This is a genomic window from Alteribacillus sp. HJP-4 (assembly GCF_042139015.1).
Lineage (GTDB): Bacteria > Bacillota > Bacilli > Bacillales > Marinococcaceae > JBHIKY01.
The window spans coordinates 19819-45148 of the sequence record NZ_JBHIKY010000020.1 but is presented as its reverse complement, the minus strand read 5'-3'; the positions used below and the strand labels follow the sequence as shown (position 1 = coordinate 45148).

The following is a 25330-nucleotide window of genomic DNA, read 5'->3' as shown; positions in this document are numbered from 1 at the left end:
AAGTATATTTTTGAACAGGGAGCGCTCTCTACATGGACCGGATCCCGTCTCAGCTTTTTTCTCTGAAGAGGGAAAGAAATGCCAGCCGGACACAGCCAATTCCTGCTTTCAAGAGTCGAATGCTTTCCAGACGACAAAAAAGTGTTATTGCTGGAAATACCAGCTCCGTATATAGTTATAAAACACTTTTATTGATGAAGGAGGAAGCGAAATGATTCTGCATTGGCTGAATGAAACTGTACCATCCCGATCCACCGGGGTATCCTGGGGCGTACCCTGGAAAAAAGGAACGCTGCACCGGAATGATACGCTGAGTTTCACTTTTCAAAAAGATAAAGCTCTTTCCCTGCAGACTTGGCCAATGGCGTACTGGCCGGATGGGAGTGTAAAATGGAGCGCTCATGCTGCAGTTATTCCTCCGTCTTTCAATGGCTGCTTCAGTCTTGAAAAATCGCCGGCTGCTCTGTCCTCTGGCAGTATAAAGGTAGAGGAAAACGACGAATTCATTACGATCGACACGGGAGAATTGACATGCACACTGAGGAAAAATGGAGAGAATTTCATTAGTGAGTTAAAAAGACGCGGAAACCTTCTTGGAAAAAATGCAAGGCTCGTATGTCTTAGGGAGAAGAAACATGTCACAGAAGAGAAAGTAACCATTCAGCAGACAAAAAGCACAGGTATAGTAAAGAGTATGGAAATAGAGCAATCCGGGCCAGTAAGGGCGGTAGTCAAAATAGAAGGTGACTATAAAGAAGCGGGCAGAGAGTGGCTGCCTTATATTCTCAGGCTTTATTTTTATTCTCAATCAGCAGATGTTCGCATTTTACATGCATTCATTTACGATGGTGATCCAGATGTAGATTTCATTAAAGGGCTGGGTTTGGAAATCACCGCCCTGCTTGAAGGAGAAGCATGGAACAGGAATGTCCGCTTTGCCTGTGAAGACGGCTTGTATTCTGAGGCAGGCCAGCTGCTATACACTCGAACGTACCGAGAAGCAGATGGGCAGTACGAAAAACAAATCGATGGAATACCTATTGCTGATGCAGACATGCCCAGTTAGCTGCTCGAACACGCAAAGCAAAATGCGGTATGGAATGAATACAAGTTAATTCAGGGGGCGGCTTCTCATTACAAAATAGTGAAAAGAACAGACCCCTCGTGTGCCTGGGTAGAATGCCTGCACGGCGAGCAGGCGGAGGGACTCGTTTATGCCGGAGGAAGTTTTGGCGGAATCGCCGCCGGCATCAAAAACTTTTGGAAAAAGCATCCATCAAGTCTTGAAGTAAATAAGGTGACCTCACAGGCAGCCAAGGTCAAGCTGTGGTTCTGGAGTCCGGATGGAGAAGCGATGGATTTGCGTCATTATAGTAAAGAAACTCATGTGTTAAGCAGCTATGAAGGTTTTCCGGAAATGCGCTCCACTCCTGTTGGAATTGCGAATACTAGTGAAGTGCTGCTGTCCCTGTTTATTGAAGCTCCAGCATCTTCCGAGCTCGAACTTCTCGCTGAAGGTCTGCAGCAGACCACTCTGCTCGTTTGTGAACCCGAATACTATTATGAAAGCGGTGCTGCTGGTTTATGGAGTATTCCAAATAAGACAACTCCGTTCAAGCAGACACTTGAGGCACAATTGAACGAAGCTTTTCTATTTTACGAAAAGGAAGTTAAACAGCGTCAATGGTATGGCTTTTGGAACTATGGCGATGTCATGCATACTTATGACGGTGTGCGCCATCAATGGTTCTATGATTTGGGCGGCTATGCGTGGCAGAATACAGAGCTCGTGCCTAACTTATGGCTCTGGTTTGCATTTCTCCGCTCTGGAAATAAGGATATCTTCAACATGGCTGAAGCCATGACACGTCATACGAGTGAAGTAGACCGTTACCACCTTGGGGAGTATGCAGGTCTTGGCTCAAGACATAATGTCGTTCATTGGGGCTGCGGCTGCAAGGAAGCAAGAATAAGCATGGCCGGACTCCATAAATATTATTACTTCCTTACTACAGATGAACGAACTAGAGATTTGTTAAAAGAGGTACGCGATGCGGATTACGCAGCTGCAGAATTAGATCCACTCCGGGAGTTCCATGAAAAAGATAAGTTTCCGACACACGTCAGAGTGGGGCCGGACTGGAGTGCGTTCGTATCAAACTGGCTGTCCGAGTGGGAACGGACTGAAAATGAGCAGTACAAGAAAAAGATTCAGATTGGTCTTCATGATCTCAAAAATACACGTTACCGGCTGTTGTCAGGCCCCGACTTCGGCTACGATCCGGAAAGTTCTCATTTATATCATATGGGAGACGGGCTTCCTGGTGGATATCACATGGTCATAGCATTTGGAGCTCCCCAAGTATGGATGGAAGCGGCGGATCTACTTGAAGACGAGGAATGGAAGGATATGATCGCAGAATTCGGGACCTTCTATTTACTATCCGATGAAGAAAAGAAAAGTTTAACAGCTGGTGAAATTTCCGATAAGCTTTTCAGCTGGCCGATGTTTGCTGCAGGTGTAGCAGCTTATGCTGCCTTCCGACAACAAGACAGCCAGCTTGCCAGGCAGGCATGGAAACTTCTGCTCGACAAACAATACTGCTCTGTGCCATTGCATACAAAAGTTCAGGAAACAAAGACATGGAAGCAGCTTTTTGAAATGCCGGGGGTATCTACAAATGCGGTCTCACAATGGTGTCTGAATGTAATTACTGCGCTGGAATTAATTGGTGATCTGTTGCCGGAAGAAGCGCTGCAAGAAAGTGTTATTCGTCTAAAAAGTCCAAGAATTGATTAAATAAACGGCCTGTACCAACGGTTTTAAGAAAAGATGCCCCTGAGGTAAAAATGGACAATTGCAAGAAAAATGTAAGCGCTTTATATTTTTGGTAACGAGAAGCGGCCGCTTTATAAAGGAGGCGCTAATGGTATGGGGAAAAGGTAAGGCCGCTCATTTATTAAAAGGGAGGAAATGAAGTGAGGAGATTAGTGAAAAAGAAAAATTTAGCTTTACCGTTTTTATTTCTTTTTTTATGTGCTTTTTTAGCAGGCTGCAGCGAAGACTCAAACCAGGACTCTGAAGCAAGCGATACAGAGGGGGAGGAAGCATACGATATTTCTGTCATGACCACAGCCTATACCCCGGAGCCGCCTGACGAAAACAGTCCTGCCTGGCAGACACTTGAGGAATATACAAATACAAATTTGGACATTACCTTTGTGCCAAGCAGTAACTGGGATGAACGGTTTAACGTTACCCTTGCTTCCGGGGATATGCCAAAGGTTATGCTGGCGGATAAAACGCCAAGCTTTATCAATGCTGTTCAGGATGGTGCGTTCTGGGATTTGACGGAGTATATAGAAGACTATGAAAACCTGAGCCAGATGAATGAAATAACTCAAAACAATATTTCCATTGAAGGGAAGATCTATGGACTTTATCGCTCCCGTCCGCTCGGCCGGAATGCGGTAACTATCCGCAAAGATTGGCTGGAAAATGTCGGTATGGACATGCCGGAGACAACCGAGGAATTTTACGAGGTATTAACTGCATTCAAGGAAGATGATCCTAACGGAACAGGTGAAGACGACACTCTCGGGATGACTGTCTCTGAATATGAAGGTCCGTGGGATGTTATGCAGACATGGTTCGGCGTTCCGAATAAATGGGGAGAAACCGATAATGGGGAGTTGGAGCCGCACTTTATGTTCCCGCAGTATATAGAAGCACTTGATTATTTTCATCAAATGTATGAGGACGGACTGGTAAATGAAGATTTTGCAGTAATGGACCCTGCCAACTGGCATGAAATGTTTGTTACTGGAGAAGCAGGTGTTGTCGTGGATGTCGGTGATGCTGCCAACCGGAACCAAAATGACATGATCTCAGCGGATCCAGAATTAGAAGATACGGTTGACGTTTTTGGGGCGGTTGAAGGACCGGAAGGATTATTTACGCTGCCGACCACCGGCTATAACAGCATGTTCGCAATTCCTAAGACAAGTGTAGAAACGGAAGAAGATCTTCATAAAGTACTCGAGTTTATGGATCAATTATCAACCGAGGAAGGACAGACTCTTGCTCATAATGGGGTAGAAGGCGAGCATTATGAAATAGAAGATGGAGATTATGTTCCAACTACCGACCAAAATAAAGTATACGAATACGAGGATTTAAATCAGCTGCTAACGTTTATTCCGGAGGATCGTTTCCTTGTTGAGCCGGAAACAGAAATCCTTAAAAAAGGGCAGGACGTGATGGAAGCGAACGAAGACATTGTGGTGGCAAACCCTGCCGAGCCTTTAATTTCTGAAGTATATGCAACTAGAGGTCAGCAGCTCGACGATATTATTGCTGATGCCCGTATTAAATATATTGTCGGTCAAATTGACGAAAATGGGCTCGAAGAAGCAGAAGATCTGTGGCTAAGCTCTGGAGGGCAGGATTATATAGAAGAAATCAACACTCTATATAAAGAAAGCCAAAACTAAATAAAGCGCCGATAACCGCAGTACAACAGAAAGGGGACAGTCCCAGAGGGTGCATCAATTAAACTCTTTGGGACGCTCCCAAAAGAAAGGAGTGGAAGCAATCACGTGGAAAATGCGGAAGTTGAGCGTAAATATAAAATGCCGGCAAAGAATAAAGATTTAACGGCAGTTCAAAAGCTTAAAAGAGACAAATGGCTCTATGTTTTACTGATCCCCGGTCTCTTATACTTTGCAATTTTCAAATATCTGCCGATGTGGGGCGTACTAATGGCCTTTCAAAACTACTCGCCTTTTTTAGGTTTCTGGCAGAGTGAATGGGTGGGATTTCAGCATTTTCAGAATTTCTTCAACAACCCAGATTTTATAAGACTGCTTCGCAACACGTTAATATTAGCTGTTTATGATATTATTTTCTTTTTTCCGGTGCCGATTATCTTGGCGCTGTTAATCAATGAAATTCGAATGACTTATTTTAAACGAACGATACAAACGCTTGTCTACATTCCGCACTTTATGTCGTGGGTTATTATTGCGAGTATCACGTACGTGTTTTTAACAACGAGCGGCGGAATTGTAAATGAAATTGTTTCGTATTTCACCGGTGAGACGATCTCCTTTCTTTCTCATCCGGATTGGTTCAGGCCGATGATTATCGGTCAGGTCATTTGGAAGGAGGTTGGCTGGGGGACAGTTATTTTTCTTGCCGCGCTTGCCAATGTCAGCTCAGAGCAGTATGAAGCGGCAATTGTTGATGGAGCCGGACGGTTTCGTAGAATGTGGCATGTAACGCTGCCTGCATTAAGAAGCACGATCGTTATTCTTTTAATTCTTCGTTTAGGTAATTTTCTGGATCAGGGATTTCAGCAGATTTATCTCATGACAAATTCTCTGAACAGAGAAGTCGCTGATGTATTTGATACGTATGTGTATTTTATGGGGATAACCCAGGGCGCCTTCAGCTACAGTACCGCTGTCGGCTTGTTTAAAGCCATTGTTGGAATCATTTTAATTTACGGAGCGAACTATTTTGCAAAGAAAATGGGCCAGGATGGATTATTCTGATGGAGAAAGGAGTGCGAATCGATGAACAAAATGCATAATACACCGGCCGGCAGAGTATTTGACGTGTTTAATCACGTGCTGTTGGTGGTGATAGCGCTCGTCACCTTTCTGCCATTTGTGTATGTTGTGGCCGGATCGTTTGCAACGGAAGCAGAGCTTTCGAGAAGGGCTTTTTTTCTCATTCCGGAAACATTCTCTCTTGATGCATACAGCTACATTTTCTCCACTAGCACTTTTATTAGAAGCATCGGAGTTTCCGTATTTGTCACGGTGGCAGGAACGCTTGTCAGCCTGGCATTGACTCTTACGATGGCATATCCGTTATCACGCAAAAAGCTGCTCGGCAGAAATGTGTTTTTAAATCTTATTATTTTTTCGATGGTATTTACGGGTGGCATGATTCCCACTTATATTGTAGTGAGAAGCCTCGGCCTCCTGGACTCTCTGTGGGCGCTGATCCTTCCAATGGCTATTAATCCATTTTATCTAATCATCGTAAAGACATTTTTTCAACATCTGCCGGAGGAGCTTGAGGAAGCAGCGAAAATCGACGGCTGTACTGAGATCGGAATATTCTGGAGGATTGTACTGCCGTTGTCAAAGCCGGTGATAGCCACATTTGCACTGTTTTATGCCGTGTTTTACTGGAATGACTTTTTTAATGCGCTTCTCTATATCAGCGATAGTTCGAAATGGCCCGTTCAATTATTGCTTCAGCAGTTGATGATGATTGCGAATGTTGATTTTGGGGAGATGGATGCCATGCTCGCAGATCCGCCGGAGGAATCCTTGAAATTAGCGGTAATTGTGGTTGCTACTGTACCAATTTTGATATTTTATCCATTTTTGCAAAAACATTTCGCAAAGGGTGTCATGCTTGGATCGGTGAAAGGCTAAGAAAAGGGTGTTTTATGAAAGGGTTTACATTAAAATGAAAGAAAGGATGGAGATAATCGACTCGCTTAAGTAAGGGTGGGATAAATAATGATCAGACTTCGCAGAAAACCACAGCAAAAAACGGGGCCAGACTGGAAAAGTAACTATTTTCGCAAAAGCTTTATTTTAATCTTACTTATTACCTCGATTCCAGGTATTATCTTTGGCATCGGCTTCTACGGGTTCGGTGTTGTAAAGGTGGAAGAAGGGCTGAGGGAAATTCATGAAAATCAGATCGATCAGCGGGCAGAGAATATTGACGATCAATTTAATTATTTAGAAATTTCCTTATCTCACTGGGCATTTGAACCACGTTTTAATGATTCTCTCGTGAATCTGGATTATGTTGAAAACTTCCAGGAAACGCGTGATATCGTTCAGACACTGCTCGTGTTAAAGGGGAGCCATCCACTGATCGATGAAGTATTTTTATTTGTAGATGCGGAGGAACCGGTATTATTTAATCCTCATTACCACCGTGTGACCGATCAAAATGATTATTCTACTTACCGTTCTGTGTTAACGGACGGAGAACAGGTAAACTGGAGTATTTTCAATACGAGCCTGAGCAATGGAGGCGAGGCTTTGACGCTGACCCACAACATTCCAGGGGTCAGCCGGGATCCATTCGGAACGATTTTAGTAACGATTGATCAGCAGAGTTTTGGTCAGCTTCTGCAGACACTGACGCCATATGATCAAGGTGCTACCTTTATGATGAACGATGAAGAAGAATTACTCGTTTCGCGGAATAATGCAGATGATCATGGTTTTGTCAGTGCGGTAAAGGAGGAAGTGCTTTCTCATTCGGAGCCGGACGAGTCGTTTACCATGGATTGGGACGGTGACACATACTCGGTTTCCTCCGGCAACTTAAACCGAATTAACTCCGAATGGCGTTACGTTTCCGCCGCGCCCATTTCTTCCATTACTTCGCCGATTGTATTTATATCTAATTTAATTTTGATTATCAGCCTGTCTGTTCTAATAATCGCCTTTTTAATGACGTGGTTTGCCTCCAGCCGGATCTACCGCCCCGTCCGCAAGCTGATGAACGTTCTTGCCGGCGATGAAAAAGACGAGTGGATGGATGAGAAAAGAGATGAGTTTGAAGCGATTGAAGACAGCTGGACGAAGCTGTCCAATGAAAGTGAAAGCTTGCAGAAGCGGTTAGCAGCACAGATACCACTGCTAAAACAAAGCTTTCTTCAGCAGTTGACGAGAGGTTACCTTTACGATTACAGCGAAGAGGAATTGCGCGCTCGTATGGAAAGCTATTCGTGGAAACTGAATAAACATGAATTTTTTATCATGGACATCCAATCAACCGGTGATTTTAAATCGGCTGTTGTATCTTCTAATGATGAAAGCCTGGTCACATTTGCAATGGCTAATATTATCGAAGACATAGCGGGAAAGTATTTTAATCAATATACGATGGTAAATTACCACGATTTATCGATTGGGATGCTTATTGTGACTCCTGATGTATCTAAAATAAAAAACGAATTGTACCAATGTGCACAAGAGATTACGACTCGAGTAAATGAATCTCTGCATTTGAAGGTTACAGTCACTCTGAGTGAGACGGTGAAGCAGGTGAAACGTATTCCTCATTTGTTTGAAGAAGTAAGCCAGGGAAAACGATTCCGTAACTTTGAGAATCAAAACCAAATAATTGATATGCAGGAAATGAATAAGGAAACAGACAGCTACAAGGTTTCATACCCCTTCGATATTGAAAAGGAAATCATTCAAGCTGTGCGCCGGGGCAGGATAGCTGAAACAGAACAGCTGATCAGGGATTTTTTGCATGAACTGACGGAGGTGGGGAAAAGAGAAATTACGATTCATTCGGGAATGCTGCAATTATTCGGCACCATCCAGCATGAAATTTTACATTCTGGCATCCAGCCTGCAGATTTATTTCAAGGACGCAATATGTTCGATGAATTGACGAGAATACGAGAGCCGGAGCAGATGGTGAACTGGATTGTCGATGAAGTAATCTCCCCCTACGTGGAAATTCTGCAGGGGCGGATGGATATAGAAATGAAAAGGCTCGTAGAGGAAGTCATTGAAGATATCCAGCAGAATTTCATGGAGGATATCTCACTGGACAGCTGTGCGGACAGTGTAGGGACAACTCCGCATACGCTTAGTAAGGCTTTTAAGAAAATCATTGGCATTAATTTTATTGATTATCTTACTACGATACGAATGGATAAAGCAAAGGAGCTATTGCTTCAATCTACTTTAAAGGTAAACGAAATATCGGAAGCTGTAGGGTATAGACATAGTTATTTTAACCGTATTTTTAAAAAGCATGTCGGTGTGACACCAGGTCAATACAGAAAAATGAAATCGGGAGCATAGGAGTGGATAAAATGAAAAAAACATACGCTTTAGTTGGAACCGGAGGAAGAGCCGAATTCTTTTATGGAGCCCTTGCAGCTGATTTTAAAGACTCTTCGAAGCTTATTGCTTTTTGTGACAGTAATGAAACAAGAATGGGCTATGCGAACGAGCTGCTGCAGACGAAATATGAACATGAAGCTGTTGCTGTGTACCGGGCAGAGCAATTTGAATCGATGATACAATCTGAACAGCCTGACGTGGTTATTGTGACCACGGTCGACCGGACGCATCATACGTATATTATTAAAGCGCTGGAGCTGGGCTGTGATGTCATTACAGAAAAGCCAATGACAGTGGATGAAGAAAAATGCCGGCAGATCATGGATGCAATTGATCGGACAGGCAGAAATGTCCGGGTGACATTTAATTACCGGTACGCTCCGCATAATACAAAGATAAGAGAAATTATTAAAAGCGGCGTACTAGGAGAAGTGTATTCCGTCAATTTCGAATGGGCGCTCGATACTCAGCACGGTGCTGATTATTTCCGAAGATGGCACCGCGACAAACGAAACAGCGGAGGGCTGCTCGTCCATAAATCAACCCATCACTTTGATCTTGTGAATTTTTGGCTTGGCACCTTTCCGGAAACCGTTTATGCAGCAGGTGGGCTCCGGTTTTACGGGAAGGAAAATGCAGAAGAGCGCGGAGTGACCAGGTTTTATCAAAGAGCACACGGAAGCGGTGCTGCAAAGAGTGACCCTTTTGCCATTCAGCTCGCCGAGAACCCGCATTTAAAAGCGATGTATCTAGATGCAGAAGCTGAGGATGGCTATCAACGTGATCAAAGTGTATTTGGAGACGGGATCAGTATCGAAGACACCCTGGGCGTACTTGTGACATATAAAAATAAAGCTATTTTAAATTATTCACTTAATGCCTATCTTCCGTGGGAGGGCTATCTCGTAAGCTTTAACGGAAGTAAAGGAAGAATGGAGGTTAAAGTCCGCGAGCAATCCTACATTAACTCCGGAGGAAATAAACAAGAAGAAGGCTCGATTGAAGAAAAATCAATTGTGATTCTCCCAATGTTTGGTGCACCTTATGAAATAGATGTTTCTGAAACAGAAGGGGGCCACGGCGGGGGAGACCCTGAGCTATTGAGAGATTTATTCGGAGAACCGCGCGATGATGAATTCCACCGGGCCGCTTCCCATATTGATGGTGCGATGTCGATATTAACCGGGATTGCCGGAAATCACTCTTTGAAGACAGGTGAGGCAGTCAAGATTGACTCGCTTATTCAATGGAAAAAGGCGTGATCTTATGCTGAGCCAGTTGAAGAAGCAATTCCTGCACCCTTCTGACGAGTACACACCCGTCCCTTTTTGGTTTTGGAATGATGATTTATCTGAGAAAGAGCTCTGCCGCCAGATTCATGATTTTTATGAAAAAGGTGTAAATGGCTTTGTTCTGCACCCAAGAATTGGGATGCCGGAAAGCATAGAGTATCTGTCGAACGCATTTATGAAATTTGTCAGGACTGCTGTTGCGGAAGCTGCTTCGTTAGGAATGCAGGTATTTCTGTACGATGAAGGAATGTATCCATCCGGGTCTGCGTCAGGACAGGTGGTGAAAGCGGACAGGTCATATGCCAGCCGCGGCCTGAAAATGCTGGAATATCCTTGTGCTGAATATCAGGAAGTTAATTTGTCTTTTCCGGAACATGAAAATTTAATCTCGGCTCAGGCTGTCTGCAAAGAGACCTCTACTTCTGTGGAGCCTGAGACAGGAATACTTCTCAGCCTCCAAGATGATAAGATTACTTTTACTCCCGCTGATGATAGGGAATGGTCCATCCTCTTGTTCGTTGAGACTTATACGGAGGGGACGATAAGAGGAATCCACGAAGGGGAGGATGATGGGGAAGAGCACGCTCCTGCCTCTGCTGATTTATTAAATCCTGACGCTGTGAATAAGTTTATTGAGTTGACGCATGAACGCTATTATTCTGAACTGAAGCAATACTTTGGAAACACAATTATCGCTGTATTTACAGATGAGCCTGACATTCTTGGCAGAAACGCACGGCCGGATCTAAAACCGTGGACAAGCGGATTTCTCGGCTGGTATAAGAAACAAGGAAACAAAGAAAGTGATCTGCCCTACCTTTGGTTTCATGCCGAAAACAAAGCAGATTATGTTCGAAGCGAATTTAATAAAGCCGTCAATGACAAGCTGCGTCTTTCCTACTACCAGCCGATAAGTAAGTGGTGTGCTGCACATGGAATTGCACTGACTGGTCATCCAGCAGCAAGTGATGAGATCGGCATGCTGGCGAATTTTCATATTCCCGGCCAGGATGTCGTATGGCGGTGGGTGGCGCCTGAAGAAGGAAAAGCATTAGAAGGAGAGCATTCTACGGCCGGAAAGTGCTCCTCGGATGCAGCACGTCACCGCGGAAGGCGCAGGAACATGAATGAGTTTTTAGGGGTTTGCGGCAAAGAGAGCGGATGGGCGCTCAGTCCGGGGGACAAAAAATGGTATATTGACTGGCTCGCCGTGCGGGGCATAAACCTCTTCTGCCCCCATGCTTTTTATTATTCTGTCAAAGGAAGCATCAGAAGCCACGAAAGGCCGCCGGATGTCGGGCCCAATAATACGTGGTGGCCGTATTATCATCACTTTTCCACTTATATGAAACGGTTGAGCTGGCTGATGACAGACAGCATCAACCAAACAAAGATTGCGGTCCTATGCAGGGAAGATTTTTTGCCATGGAAAGTGACCAAACCTTTGTATGAAAATCAGATTGAATTTAACTATCTGGAAGAGAGTCTTCTACATGAAAGCAGCTGGAAAGAAAAATCGATTTCAATACAGAAGCAGAAGTATTCAGTTATTCTCGTTGAAGATAAAGCTATGTTTGATATGAGGACGATTGAGATTCTAGATGAATTTACTGCTCAAGGTGGAAGCGTCATTTTGATGGAGCAGCTGGGGCGCTTTATAGAACGAGCAGAGAAAAAGCTCAGCATTATCCCCGCATCGCGGTCCATTCGTCTGAGCAGTGTAGTAAAGGACGGCTGTACGTTTTATCTTATGGTGAATGAAGGGGAAGAAGCTTATCAGGGGAAGGTGGAATTTGGAAAAACTCCTGGAAGGATCGAACAGTGGGATGCCTGGAGCGGGAAAGCAGCTGAGGTTCGCACAGAGCCTGCTCCGCTGAGGCTTCAGAGGAGAGAGTCAGTCATTTTTGCGGTGGAACCAGGTGGCGAGATTACTGGTGAAGAGCTGGAGTCACAGAACCTGCAGATAGACTCCATCCATTTTAATGACTCCTGGCACATTCAGCTTCCGGATGGCACTAAAAATTTGCAGCCACTTAGAAGCTGGACCGAATGGAGCGGGTACGACCACTTTTCAGGAACCATGACATATGAGCAAAGCATTGAGCTTGAGGAGGTAAGTAATATCACCTCCGCCGAGCTAGAGCTTGGAGTAATAGGTGATATTGCAGAAGTATTTGTAAACGGTAAGAACGCAGGATTGAGAATGTGGGCGCCCTATCGGATTTGGATTCGTGAAAATGTATTGCAACAAGGAGTAAATCACTTTCGAATCAAGGTGACGAACAGCTCAGCAAACGAAAAGGATCACGCCGGGCTTCAATCAGGATTGATCGGGCCCGTGCGATTGGACATTCATTATTATAAATAGAGGAGGAGAAATGATGAACAGCGGTTGGCTGAGCGGATTTTATCAGGCAGGAGAAATAGTGTTATTTTTAATATATATAAATGTGCTGTGGGTGCTGTTTTCAGCTGCGGGTCTCCTGCTATTCGGTGTCGGGCCGAGCACAATGGCCATGTTTACGGTGTTTCGTAAATGGGCCATGGGAAGGACTGATATGGCGGTTTTTCGTGAATTTTGGAGAGCGTACTGTCAGCAGTTTCTGCGTGCCAATGCTCTCATTTGGGTGCTGTTCGCGTTTGGGGCTGCCATTTATACGAATCTGAACTATTTTGTAGTAGATAATGAGTGGCTGAATCTTTTATACCGCTATGTTCTATTTGTGACAGCTTTCCTATATGGCCTTATGCTTCTCTATATTTTTCCTGTGTTTGTTCATTATGAGACTTCGTTTTTTCGGTATTTCAAAAATGCATTATTAATTGCGCTTTACCACCCCTTACGATCTATTTATATTATTGCCGCTTTTTTTACCCTGTATCATTTGTTTTTCACTCTGCCCGTTCTTATTCTCTTCTTCGGGGCAAGTCTCACGGCCTTTATTATGATGTGGATTTCTTACAGAACATTTATCAAAATCGATGACCGTCAGCAAAAAATCATGGCAGAGCATGCCGTATAGAAGGTGAAGTAATATTGGAAGCCGATAAACGAATCTATTTAGCTGGGGACTCGACCGTACAGGCTTATTCCACCACAGAAAAACCGCAGGCAGGGTGGGGAGAGTTTCTGGGTAATTTTCTTGAAGAGGATTACTGTGTTTGTAACCGGGCAATTGGAGGACGAAGCTCGAAAACCTTTATTGAGGAAGGAAGATGGGATGCACTTTTAAAGGAAGTCCGCCACCGTGACCTTATATTAATTCAAATGGGATATAATGATTCCACAAAAGCAAAGCCGGAGCGTTATACTGAGCCGTATGAGGAGTATCAAACCTATTTAACGAAATACGTAAAAGACGCAAAATCGGCGGGGGCTGTTCCTGTGCTGATAACACCGGTCGGAAGAATGCATTATGTCGGAGGTGAATTTCTCGTTGACTTCGGGGACTATTGCAATGCTATGAAGGAAACAGCGGAAGAATTGAATGTGCCCCTTATAGATTTAATGGCGAAAAGTATAGCCCATTACTCAAGCATTGGATATGATCAAACTCTGAAATTGTTTATGAAATCGGTGGACGGAACTGACTGTACACACTTTACTGAGAAAGGCGCAGAACAGATCGCGGCTTTAGTGGCAGATGGCCTGAAATATTTTAAAAATGAAATTTGATGCTGCCTGCTGGGACTAATGATCTCAGTGGGTTCTTTCTTGCTTAAAATATATTTAATATTAATTAAGAACGAATCAGCTAAGGGTTTGCCTTCTGGACTTGTCGGCAGGCAGAGTTTTTCTTTGTGTGAAAAGTTGTATCTAAAATAAGAAATAGGTAAAGCTACCAATACAACCTTTCGGGTGACATTTCAGCAAATGAGGGACATGTCCATGTTCTCACGACTATATAAAAAAAGAAGACAGAGGCAAAAATCAGGAAGGTCCTTAGAAGAGCCAAAGGAGCTTTATTACGATTTAATCGATAATAGTCATAATCTTTCATCTTTGTATAAGGATTGCCCGGATGTTATTTTTCATTCCTTTTTCTTGCATGAACACGTTAAGGCACAGTTAATTTATATTGAAGGGCTGGTACATACAGAAGAAATAGATGATCATGTATTGATCCCTCTCACAAAGCATGAGTATGACAAGAAGATTCCGATAATGGATTGGATGGATGAACACTTATATGTTTCAAAAAAGAAAAGAGTCACCACGTTTAATGAATGTGTCCACCTATTGTCTATCGGTCATTGTATTCTGCTGGTGGATGGAGAAAAGCAGGGATTTTCCTTTGGTCTAACTAAATGGGAAATGAGATCTGTCGAAGAACCGACAGCTGAATCGGTAGTGCGCGGCCCAAGAGAGGGATTTACAGAGACGCTTGCCGTTAATATCTCGATGCTCCGCCGCAAAATACGGAGTCCAGATTTGAAGATTAAACAATTTAATGTCGGGAGCTATACACGGACATCCGTGATAGTCGCTTATATAGAGGGACTAACGGACAAGACTTTAATTGAAGAAGTAGGTAAAAGAATTGAAGGTATTGAAATCGATGGGATACTTGAAACCTCATATGTCGAAGAGCTGATACAGGACAACCCGTTATCCCCCTTTCCGCAAATGCTTGTAACAGAACGGCCGGATGTTTGTATTTCCGGCTTGTTAGAAGGACGTGCCACTGTGCTGGTGGACGGCACGCCTTTTGCCTTAGTGCTGCCGGCTACACTTTTTTCATTGTTACAGTCGGGTGAAGATTATTATCAGCATTTCATGATCGCCACAGCGATTCGCTGGCTGAGAATATTTCTATTCATGGTATCCTTGCTTCTCCCGTCGCTGTACGTTGCCATTTTAACCTTTCACCAGGAGATGCTCCCTACGCCTCTGCTGTTAAGTATAGCTGCATCACGGGAAATGGTGCCTTTCCCAGCACTGATGGAAGCGTTTTTAATGGAAGTAACCTTTGAGGCACTTAGAGAAGCTGGGCTGAGACTTCCGAAACAAATTGGGGCTGCCGTAAGTATTGTAGGGGCATTAGTTATTGGAGAGACAGCAGTACAGGCCGGGCTTGTTTCTACATCAATGGTAATGGTGGTTGCATTCACCGGAATCGCCTCCTTTTCTATACCTCGTTATAACGTTGCTATCACTTTAAGAATGCTGCGATTTCCAATGATTTTATTGGCAGGTACTCTTGGACTGGTTGGAATTATGATAGGAATTATCTTTATTCTCGTTCATTTATGCTCAATGCGTACGTTTGGGGTTCCTTACCTTTCTCCTGCTGCTCCGGCAAACAAGCAGGAATTAAAGGATGTTTTCGTGCGGGCACCACTCTGGAAGCTCGATACTCGTCCTCATTTTACCGGGGACTTTAACAAACATAGGCAGGGAGCACATCAAAAGCCGGTTCGGCAGAGTGGAAACGAAGAATAAGGAGCTGGGTGAATATTGGAAAAAGGAAAGATTTCCGCTTTTCAGATGGGGTTGATGATGTATCCGACAATTGTCGCCACAGGTATCTTGTTTGTACAGAGTGCTATTGTGAGTATTGCTGGAAGAGACCTGTGGATTTCTCCAATATGGGCTGCAGTAGTAGGGTTTTTGGCTATTATCGCAGCCATTCTTCTCCATAAATGGTATCCGGGTCTAACGATCATTGAATATAGTGAGCGGATCCTCGGTACATTTATTGGTAAAATCATAAGTTTTTTTACTATGTTCTTATATATCACATCGACCGGTATCATGACATGGCAGTACGGCGAATATGTGGTCAGTGATTTCTTAAATAGAACGCCGTTAGTAGTAATAATAGGAAGTATGTTAATGGCATGTGCATTTGCCATTTTTGGAGGGATTGAAGTATTAGGAAGGCTCTCAAACATTATTGTACCTATATTTATTCTTCTGTTATTTTTAATTGTTCTGCTTCTCATTCCGGAAATGGAATTTAAAAGAATGCTTCCGTTATGGGAAGAGGGGGTGCAGCCTTCAATTGATGGAGCCTGGAGGCTGCAGACATGGTTTGCAGAATATGGCCTTATCTGCTTTCTTCTCCCTTATATCGCTGACCAAAAGAAAGTTTGGAGATGGGGAATGCTTTCTTTAAGTGCCGTTACAGTGACGATGGTTTTTACTAGTCTGGCAGTACTGCTTGTTTTTGGCGATGTAACCGAAAGCATTAATGCGCCTCTTATGACGGCAGCAAGATACATCAGCATCGCAGAATTTATTTCTCATTTGGAATCGATCGTAATGGCAGTTTGGATTTTGGGGACGTTTTTGAAAATAGGAGTTTTTTATTATGTGTGCGTCCTTGGAACGGCCCAATGGTTGAATTTGAAAGATTTCCGTCCGATCATTCTGCCGATGGGTCTGATAATCGGTATCTTTGCGGTTACCTCGTTCTCAAACTCTACAGAAGCGAGCGAGCATTTTGAAGAAGCTTTTATCGATACTACAGTTTACGGATTAGTAATACCTGTAATTTTACTTCTGTTGGCGTGGATACGCAAAATACTGAAAAGGTAACAGGGGGAGAATGATGAAATATATACAACTGATATTCATTACTTCATCTGCCTTTTTATTACTTAGCGGGTGCTGGGACCGTGAGGAAATAAACGATGTTTCTTTAATTACAGGAGTGGCATTTGATAAAACAGATGATGAAAAATTAGAAATTACAATAGAGCAATCCATCCCGAACGCAAGCTCATCTGAAGCGCGTGGAAGCGGAGGAGAGCAGCAGACGACCACCCAGTCAGCTACGGGATTGAGTATTCCCGATGCGTTAGAAAATCTAGAGAAAAAAATATCGAGAGAAGTATTCTGGAGTCATACCGAAGTAATTGTAATAAGCAAAGATCTGGCCAGGGGAGGAATCAGGGATGAATTGGACTTTTTCCTGAGACACCACGAACCGAGAATGCGCGCTTACGTTTTCATAAGCAGAGAATCAGCGAAGGATATCATGAAATTAACTCCTATAATAGAGAGAAGCTCATCAGAAGTGTTAAAGGAGCTTGCTGAAGCTGAAGTGTTAATGCATGTTACATTGCTGGAGTTATTAGAAATGTTTCAACAGGATGGAAGTTCAGCAGCTATACCTATGATTGATATTGAAAAACCACCGATTAAAGAAAAGTCATTACAGACGATAGCTTACCTTCACCGCACGGCGATTCTTGAGAAGGGGAAATTTACGGGATCAGTCGGGGATCAGGTCACAAGAGGAATGATGTGGTTTACGGAAAATGTGTATGAAAGCCTAGCCAATATCCCTTTAAAAAACTCAGAAAAATATATAGCTATGAGACTGACAAATGGGAAATCCCAATTAATTCCGAAAATCGAAAATGGCCAGTGGGAAATTACATTGAAGCTGATTACCGATGGAAATGTCCTGCAGAACGAAAGCAGTGTGGATTTAAACAATCCGGACAAAATGACAAAGCTGGAGAACATGCTTGAAAAGAGAATGGAGAAAAGACTTCAAAAAACACTTAATAAGGTTCAAGCAGAATTTCAAGCTGATGTGTTAGGGTTTGGAGAGGCGTTTCGGCGAAAGTACCCTGAAATTTGGAAAAAGTCTAAAGATAATTGGGAGGAAATATATCCTGAGGTAAAGGTTTCTTTTGATATAAAATCCAATGTGATCAGGTTAGGTAGAGGTAGTGCCCCGAAGCCCACTGAGTAAAAAGAGGTGATCATTCATGAATGTTTATGAAGGTGCTCATGTATTGGGGATGACTATTTTAGTCATTCTGATTACGCTGCTGCAATGGATTTTAATGAAGCAGAATGAAAAAAAAGAAAAAGCAGCTTCCGTATCAATATTAACTATCGGCTGGGCACTTGCATTTATTTACATTGTTTTTCCAGAATCAATAAGCATCAGAGAGATAGTGACTAATTCCCTGAGACCAGTAATAAAAGTACTCGGTCTTATTTAGGCATGAAAAACGAAGCCTGTTGGTACTTTCAACAGGCTGGGGAATTATATTCAAAAATTAGATTGTAACCTTTCGTTCTGTTTTGCCTGGAGCCGGTCCCGTTTTCTCATCGCAATGAGAGTAATCATTTCGTAAGCTGCGGCTGATGCCAGGGCAGCAGTTATTTCACCGCTGTCATACGCTGGCAGCACTTCAACAAGATCAAATCCTTTAATATTTAAGCCGTGCAGACCACGGATGTATTCAAGCGCTTCAAAGCTGTCCGGACCTCCGACTTCTGGTGTTCCGGTCCCAGGGGCGAATGCAGGATCTACAAAATCGATATCATAAGAAACAAATACAGGCTTATTACCGGCTCGCTCATGGATCTGCCGCATCACTTCCTGCTGGCCGAGATGACGGACTTTTCTCATAGGAATCGTTTGAAAACCAAGTTCTACAGGGTCTGTAAGATCTTCCGGTCCGTAAAGGGGACCGCGAAGACCGACTTGAATCGAATGGGATGTATCGATCAGCCCTTCTTCGACCGCTCTCCGGAAAGGCGTTCCGTGCATATATTTTTCTCCAAAATAGTTATCCCATGTATCACTGTGCGAGTCAAAATGAACAAGCGCAATAGGTCCATATTTTTTTGCAAAAGCACGGAGGTGGCCGAGGGAAATGGAATGATCTCCTCCGAGAATAATCGGGACCACTTCTTTTTCTAAAATCGGTGCAAGCTGCTCCGCAACAATATCATAAGAACGGTGAATATTTTGAGGTACAATTTCAAAATCTCCATAATCCACTCCTGAGCAGAAGTCAAAAATATTAATACCTTGATCTGGATTATAGGGTCGGAGCAGAATCGAAGAGTTGCGTATATGCTGAGGGCCGCCGCGGGCACCGATTCGATTGGAAACGGCTGTATCAAATGGATTGCCAGCAACAACAAAATCTACGTCTTCGGTTGTCTGGACTTGTTCAAGGCGCATGAAGGTTCTCACACCGGTATATCTGGGACTTGTTGAAGAATCTTTTGGTTTATACATATTGACTTCCTCCTTTGGTGACCTTGCATCTAAAGCTTAAATTTACTTGTCTAGTTAAAAAAAGAACAGGTGAGCCATGAGAATAATGATCGGCAGCGTAATAATCGTGCGCTGAATAAATACGATCACTAGATCTAAAAAACTTAATGGAATCTTAGAACGCAGCAGCAATATACCGACTTCGGACATATAAACAAGCTGTGTCATCGAAAGGGCAGCGATAACAAAACGTGTTAATTCACTCTCAATTCCACTTCCGATCACCGCAGGCAGAAACATATCCGCAAAGCCGACTATCATAGCAGGTGCTGCTTCTGCTGCTTCCGGAATGCGGGCGAACTCAAGCAATGGAACGAGCGGATACGACAAAATATTAAAAACGGGAGTAAACTCTGCAATGATAAGGGCAATCGTGCCCAGTCCCATTACTAGTGGAATTAACCCAAACCAAATATCGAGAACGTTTTTAACTCCACTTTTCATAACAGAGGAAGCGCTTTTCACCTGGGAAGCCTTCTCCACAGCAAGCTCTGCAGCCCAGCTTAATCGTGATTTTCCTTCCGGTACGTCTTCGATAATTTGTTTTCCTGCCGGTTCAAAATATATTTCTTCCTTTTTGGAAAGAGGCGGGATTCTTGGGCATACTACCGCAGCAATCAATCCAACAGCTACAACGGTTATATAAAATTGAATAAACATGTGATCCATTCCTATAAAGCTGATTACTACGAGGCTGAAGGCAATGGACGCGACAGAAAAGTTAGTTGCGATGACCGAAGCCTCTCTTTTCGTGTAATAACCGCTTTCGTACTGCTGGGTGGTAATCAGAACGCCCACAGTCCCGCTTCCCATCCAGGAAGCCATAGCGTCAATTGACGACCGGCCGGGAAGCCTGAACAAAGGACGCATCAGGCTGCGCACCATCGTTCCAATAAATTCCATTAATCCGAAATTAAGCAGAAGCGGCATAAGAAAACCTGCTATGAGAAACCAGGTGGTTAGGACGGGTACAAGCTCATACAGGACAGTCCCGCCTGTCGCTTCCGACCAAATGACTTCCGGACCGATTTGAAAGAGGGTCATGATCGCAAAGGAGGCACCAAGAATTCTTAACACAACCCAAGCAGTATGAACGTCAAATAACTCTTTTAAAAATATGGAGTCATCTGTACGGGGCATTTTCGCGGCAGCCATTCCCTTTATAAGAAAGGTGGCCGCCACAGAGAGGACAAGAATGAACGTCATAAAGGCAGATAAATAGCTTTCAAATACAGCCTGGAGCATTTCGGCAATTATACCGATGCCAATTGTCCACTGTCCTTGATAAGGAACAGGAACTAAAAATAAAAACAAGCTGATGACGGAAGCAGTCAACGACTTCCATTTGTTTGAAGCTGTCCAATAAGAAGGCTCTGTTTCTATTTTCTCCTGATCTGTTTCCTTTTCCAGATAATTACTCACCACGTATCACCCTTTTGCAGCGTTTCTTTATTACTTTGCAATTTCCATGCCACATTCATTTAATTTTGTATCTTTGTAATTTTCTAACGACAGAAGGCTGACTGATACCGAGCCATTCAGCCATTTCTGTGGTGGTGCGGAAAGTGTGGGAAGCTTCCCGTACGAGGTCTTCCTCTACAGAAGCCAGAGTTTCCTTTAAGGACCCTTTAAAGGAATACTTATTTGATCCGCTCTGTCCGGCGGAACAATAGCTTGTGATTTGATCGGCAGTAATCAGCTTGCTCGGAGAGGTAACGATTAACCGTTCCATTACATTCATTAACTCCCGTACATTTCCTTTCCATTCTAAGTCAGTGAGGAGCCGGAGAGTACCTTTGTCGAGTTTGATTTCCCGATTGTGCTTCTTTGAAAAATCCTTCACGAAATGCTCTATGAGGGGAATAATGTCTGATGTTCTCTCACGAAGTGGAGGGATCTTTATCGGAACAACATTCAATCGGAAAAATAAATCCTCGCGGAATTGTTTTTTCTCTACCAGTTCCTCAAGCTCCTGATTAGTAGCGGAAAGCAGCCGGAAGTCCACCTTTTTCGCTTTTCTTCCTCCAACGCGGTAAAATTGCTTTTCTTGAATAAATTTTAAGACTTTTACCTGATTGTTCAGTGATAATTCCCCGATTTCATCGAGAAAAAGGGTTCCGCCTTCAGCAAGCTCCGCCAGCCCGACTTTTCCCTGTTTGTGGGCACCCGTAAATGCTCCTCCTTCATATCCGAATAACTCCGCTTCAAAAAGAGATTCTGGTATGGCACCGCAGTTTACTTCAATAAACGGACCTTTCGACCGCGGGCTTTCCTGATGAATCATTTTAGCTATTTGTGTCTTTCCGACGCCTGATTCGCCGAGAAGAAGCACATTCACATCCACTTCTGCCACCTGCTTCGCCATATTCAGACAGCGCTTCATACCAGAGGAGCGTGCTACAAACCCATGCTCATACTGATATTGACTGCGCAGGTGATTTAATTCGTGGAGCACCCGTTCCATTTCACCTTCCATCTGAGCGAGGTACTCTTTCATATTGACTAATTCCGTCACATCATGTGAATAAGTCGCCACCCGCCATAATTGACCATTTTCATCAAAAACAGGTACCCCGGTGACAAGAAATTTTTTATCTTCTTTGGTCGTTTGAATAATCGTTATTCGTTCGCTGCTTTCTTTCACAAGCGGAGTAACAATTGGAGTGAATAATCCTGCTTTTTCGAGGTCATAGACCGATTTTCCGACTAAATTTTCGCCCTCCACCCCGTACAGTTCTTTCATGGCATCTGTAACCTGGGTAATAATTCCGTCTGTATCGGTTACTAAAATATCGTCTTTGATGGACTGCAGAATCGCTTCACTTTCTTTCCGGATTGGTGAACGGCTCACAGTAATTTCCCCCTTTTTCATCATGAATAATAAACGGTTGGTTGTCCGAAGCTTCCTGTTGATTATTCATTTTTGAATAACCTGAGTAAATTAACCATAACAAAAAAACAGCCCAGGCGTTACGAGGCCACTGAAAAAGTCCTTTCTCATCTGAAAGAGCTGTTAACGTTTGTTGTGGATTCTCACGAATCGCTTATCGGTGGATGACGCTGTTCACCCCATCCGTATGTTCAAATTAATTATTCATTATTGAATAATTATTTAATTATGAATAATAAAGCGAAAAATCCCAGGGAATCTGGGATTTCAGCGAAGAAAACTCGATGGAGAGATAGAATTGATGATTGGGAATTCATAAAGAATACGGAGTACCTCGGGAATGGTGGATCAGGAAGGGACGATCAATTGTTAACTGTACCGCACCAATCTGCGATAGTCATAGCGAGAATTTCTGCCGTTTCAAAAATATTATCAATTTCGATATACTCATTCGCATAATGACACATTTTTGTTGTGCCCGGCCCAAAAATGATTGTAGGGATCCCGGCAGCCTGAGTGAGAAGACCTCCGTCTGTGCCCCAGGTAGAGCCGGCTAATTCAGGGTCATGGCCTTTTTGTCGTTTAAAGCGTGCAGCTAGCTGCTTCATTAACCTATGGTCAAGAGGGCAGTGACCTGGGGGAAGACGCAGGCCGAACCATTCGACTTCAGCTGGATAATCGAGAAACCAAGTATCTTCTGCAGCAAGTGCTTTAATCATCTCTTCAAATTCTGTCTGCGCTTCTTCAATCGTTTCCCCAGGGGCGATTCCCATTCTTCCTTCAATGATAACCTTGTCGGGGACGGCGGAAGGAAAATATCCACCTTCGAATTTCCCTATATTAATAGGTATGGGTATGGGGTTCGTTTCATATAGAGGATCAGTGATACGATGGTTGCGAGTTTTTTCAAGCTGATGAATATGATGAAAGACAAGCCAGCCCTTTTCAATGGCGTTGACGCCCTCATAACGTGTGCCCCCATGAGCAGATACACCGTGCACAGTAACGCGGAACCAGACTGAGCCCTGCTGTTTAGGAAATATTTTTAATTCACTCGGTTCGGGTATAATAGCAGCATCGGCAGTGTACCCCCTTTGAATACAGGCAAGAGTGCCGGATCCTCCGCTTTCTTCTTCCACGACACTTTCAAAAATCACATCCCCTTTTAATGTGGTCCCGGTATGAATGAGAGACTCCAGTGCGATCAACGCAGCCAGATTACCACCTTTCATATCAGTGGTGCCTCGCCCGAACACCTTACCATTACGTATCGTTCCGGAAAAGGGGTCTTCCTTCCATTGACTTCGATCGCCTTCTGGTACAACATCCACATGACCATTTAAAATGAGTGATGGGCCGCCGCCATTTCCTTTTAACGTGCCGACAACATTGGGACTCCCGATGAAATCAGTACGGGTAGAGTTGAAATAAGAACTTTTGGATAATTCCTTGTAGGAAAGCTCCCACATGTCCACCTTGAAACCTGCTTTTTTTAAGCGGCCAGCCATCATATGCTGAACGCCTTCTTCTTTTCCAGCGACACTTGCTTCTCGAATGGTCTCTTGAAAAAATGACAAATACTCTACTTTGCTGGTTTTAATATAATCATGGACACGCTCTTGAAGCGTCATGAATAGCCTCCTTTATCAAGCTCTTTTATTTGACTTTACAAAAGATACATGGTGAAAACAAGAACAAGAGGTTAATCGGGAAGGGAGCACGAATTATGACAATGCGCCAGGGAGGTATTGACAAGCCTTTCTAACTGTGTGACTTTTAATATAATTTCATAATATGGAAGATGGAGAGGATGATAGAGATGAGTATAAACAACCTTACCCCTGAGTATCTAAAGGAACGAGATCTTGACAGTATCTGGCATGCAATGCGTCCGCACAGCACCACACCTTCTTTAATTGTTAAAGAAGCAGACGGTGCCTGGATTAAGGATATAGATGGAAATAAATATTTAGATGCAATGTCTGGCTTATGGTGCGTGAATGTAGGTTATGGCCGGAAGGAAATCGCAGAAAAAGCGTACCAGCAAATGCTGGATATGCCTTTTTATCCATTAACTCAAAGCCACACTCCTGCCATTCAGCTTGCGGAAAAGCTTAATGAGTGGCTCCAGGATGATTATATTTATTTTTTTTCCAACAGTGGGTCGGAAGCGAATGAAACGGCTTTTAAAATCGCCCGCCAGTATTTTCATCAGACGGAGCGGCCGAGCAGGCATAAATTTATCGCGCGCTACCGTGCTTATCACGGCAGTTCGCTTGCAACATTATCGGCAGGGGGCCAGGCCCAGAGAAAATACAAATATGACCCGCTTCCGCAGGGGTTTCTTCATGTCACTCCTCCTGACAGCTACAGATGTCCGGCTGGGCATTCGATTGAAGAATTCAACCGCGCTTGTGCCGATGAAATTGATAGAATGATGACGTGGGAAGAGGATGAAACTATAGCTGGCGTTATTATGGAGCCGATCATCACAGGCGGCGGAATTCTCATGCCGGATGACTCGTACATGAAGCGGGTGAAAGAAATTTGTGAGAAGCATGGAGCCCTGCTTATTTCTGATGAAGTTATCTGCGGATTCGGCCGTACGGGGGAACGCTTTGGATTTATGCACTACGATGTCAAGCCCGACATTATTACGATGGCAAAGGGTGTTACAAGCGGATATCTGCCTCTGTCCGTGACAGCCGTAAAAAAAGATATCTACAATGCTTTCAAGGGAAGTGAGCCAAATGATCATTTCCGCCATGTGAACACTTTTGGCGGCCATCCCGCTGCATGTGCTGCTGCGCTCGTAAATCTTGAAATTATGGAACGGGAAAATCTCGTCGAACAATCAGCATCACTGGGAAGAAGGCTTCTTAAAGAATTAGACGAATTGAAGGAACTCTCAAAGGTAGGAGATGTCCGCGGTAAAGGACTTTTAGCCGGTGTCGAGCTTGTGGAAGATAAAAATACGAAGATACCGCTTGATGAAGGAGTATTAAAAAAAATTGTCGCTGGCTGCAAGCAGGATGGCTTGATTATAGGGAAAACATCTGACATTGTAGCGGGTCATAACAATATATTAACGCTCTCTCCACCACTGAGTATCACAGACGAGGATTTTTCGTTTATCGTATCAACCTTCAAAAATAATGTACAAAAGCATCTATCTTAAAAAAACGTACAAGAGTATATTGTTT

At 43.6% G+C, this 25330-nt stretch carries 17 protein-coding genes and 1 pseudogene; 14 read left to right on the top strand and 4 right to left on the bottom strand.

Annotated elements, in window-relative coordinates:
* The first annotated feature begins 211 nt into the window (after positions 1-211).
* The 13 genes and pseudogenes from ACE4RR_RS16205 to ACE4RR_RS16145 all read left to right on the top strand — a co-directional run bounded on the left by ACE4RR_RS16205 (position 212) and on the right by ACE4RR_RS16145 (position 18167).
* Positions 212-2800 (top strand): annotated as a pseudogene (locus ACE4RR_RS16205) (exo-rhamnogalacturonan lyase family protein).
* Between the two features lie 179 nt (positions 2801-2979).
* Positions 2980-4494, top strand: coding sequence for an extracellular solute-binding protein (locus ACE4RR_RS16200; RefSeq protein ID WP_375536477.1), 1515 nt, complete (start codon positions 2980-2982; stop codon positions 4492-4494).
* A gap of 138 nt (positions 4495-4632) precedes the next feature.
* Positions 4633-5556 carry an ABC transporter permease gene (locus ACE4RR_RS16195; RefSeq protein WP_375536504.1) on the top strand — a complete coding sequence of 308 codons (924 nt, stop codon included), beginning with the start codon at positions 4633-4635 and terminating at the stop codon, positions 5554-5556.
* Positions 5557-5577: 21 nt separating this feature from the next.
* The gene (locus ACE4RR_RS16190) at positions 5578-6453 is read left to right on the top strand and encodes a carbohydrate ABC transporter permease (protein WP_375536476.1); all 876 of its coding nucleotides are present in this window, start codon (positions 5578-5580) and stop codon (positions 6451-6453) included.
* Between the two features lie 87 nt (positions 6454-6540).
* Positions 6541-8868 (top strand): helix-turn-helix domain-containing protein, encoded by a 2328-nt coding sequence (locus ACE4RR_RS16185; RefSeq protein ID WP_375536475.1) that lies wholly within the window; start codon positions 6541-6543, stop codon positions 8866-8868.
* An 11-nt stretch (positions 8869-8879) separates the two neighbouring features.
* Entirely contained in the window at positions 8880-10172 is a 1293-nt protein-coding gene (locus tag ACE4RR_RS16180; protein WP_375536474.1) for a Gfo/Idh/MocA family oxidoreductase, read from the top strand.
* A gap of 4 nt (positions 10173-10176) precedes the next feature.
* Positions 10177-12570 (top strand): glycosylhydrolase-like jelly roll fold domain-containing protein, encoded by a 2394-nt coding sequence (locus ACE4RR_RS16175; protein WP_375536473.1) that lies wholly within the window; start codon positions 10177-10179, stop codon positions 12568-12570.
* Positions 12571-12583: 13 nt separating this feature from the next.
* Positions 12584-13225: a YesL family protein gene (locus tag ACE4RR_RS16170; RefSeq protein ID WP_375536472.1), complete on the top strand. Its 642-nt coding sequence runs from the start codon at positions 12584-12586 to the stop codon at positions 13223-13225.
* Positions 13226-13239: 14 nt separating this feature from the next.
* Entirely contained in the window at positions 13240-13878 is a 639-nt protein-coding gene (locus ACE4RR_RS16165) for a rhamnogalacturonan acetylesterase (RefSeq protein ID WP_375536471.1), read from the top strand.
* A gap of 207 nt (positions 13879-14085) precedes the next feature.
* Positions 14086-15645 (top strand): spore germination protein, encoded by a 1560-nt coding sequence (locus ACE4RR_RS16160; RefSeq protein ID WP_375536503.1) that lies wholly within the window; start codon positions 14086-14088, stop codon positions 15643-15645.
* Positions 15646-15660: 15 nt separating this feature from the next.
* On the top strand, positions 15661-16743 hold the full coding sequence (locus tag ACE4RR_RS16155) for a GerAB/ArcD/ProY family transporter (RefSeq protein WP_375536470.1): 1083 nt from the start codon (positions 15661-15663) through the stop codon (positions 16741-16743).
* A 13-nt stretch (positions 16744-16756) separates the two neighbouring features.
* Complete coding sequence (locus ACE4RR_RS16150; RefSeq protein WP_375536469.1) at positions 16757-17911, top strand: Ger(x)C family spore germination protein; 1155 nt, start codon at positions 16757-16759, stop codon at positions 17909-17911.
* A 16-nt stretch (positions 17912-17927) separates the two neighbouring features.
* On the top strand, positions 17928-18167 hold the full coding sequence (locus tag ACE4RR_RS16145; RefSeq protein ID WP_375536468.1) for a hypothetical protein: 240 nt from the start codon (positions 17928-17930) through the stop codon (positions 18165-18167).
* 50 nt (positions 18168-18217) lie between these two features.
* On the opposite strand, the gene speB is transcribed toward ACE4RR_RS16145, so the two are convergent.
* From speB to ACE4RR_RS16125, 4 genes are all read right to left on the bottom strand, one after another.
* On the bottom strand, positions 18218-19198 hold the full coding sequence (gene speB, locus ACE4RR_RS16140; protein ID WP_375536467.1) for an agmatinase: 981 nt from the start codon (positions 19196-19198) through the stop codon (positions 18218-18220).
* Positions 19199-19252: 54 nt separating this feature from the next.
* Entirely contained in the window at positions 19253-20659 is a 1407-nt protein-coding gene (locus ACE4RR_RS16135) for a YjiH family protein (RefSeq protein ID WP_375536466.1), read from the bottom strand.
* A gap of 55 nt (positions 20660-20714) precedes the next feature.
* On the bottom strand, positions 20715-22088 hold the full coding sequence (locus tag ACE4RR_RS16130) for a sigma-54 interaction domain-containing protein (RefSeq protein ID WP_375536465.1): 1374 nt from the start codon (positions 22086-22088) through the stop codon (positions 20715-20717).
* Positions 22089-22489: 401 nt separating this feature from the next.
* Positions 22490-23758 carry a peptidase gene (locus ACE4RR_RS16125; protein WP_375536464.1) on the bottom strand — a complete coding sequence of 423 codons (1269 nt, stop codon included), beginning with the start codon at positions 23756-23758 and terminating at the stop codon, positions 22490-22492.
* A 188-nt stretch (positions 23759-23946) separates the two neighbouring features.
* Between ACE4RR_RS16125 and ACE4RR_RS16120 the strand changes: the two genes are divergently transcribed.
* A complete protein-coding gene (locus ACE4RR_RS16120; protein ID WP_375536463.1) occupies positions 23947-25305 on the top strand; it encodes an aspartate aminotransferase family protein in 1359 nt (452 codons plus the stop codon).
* The last annotated feature ends 25 nt before the right edge of the window (positions 25306-25330 follow it).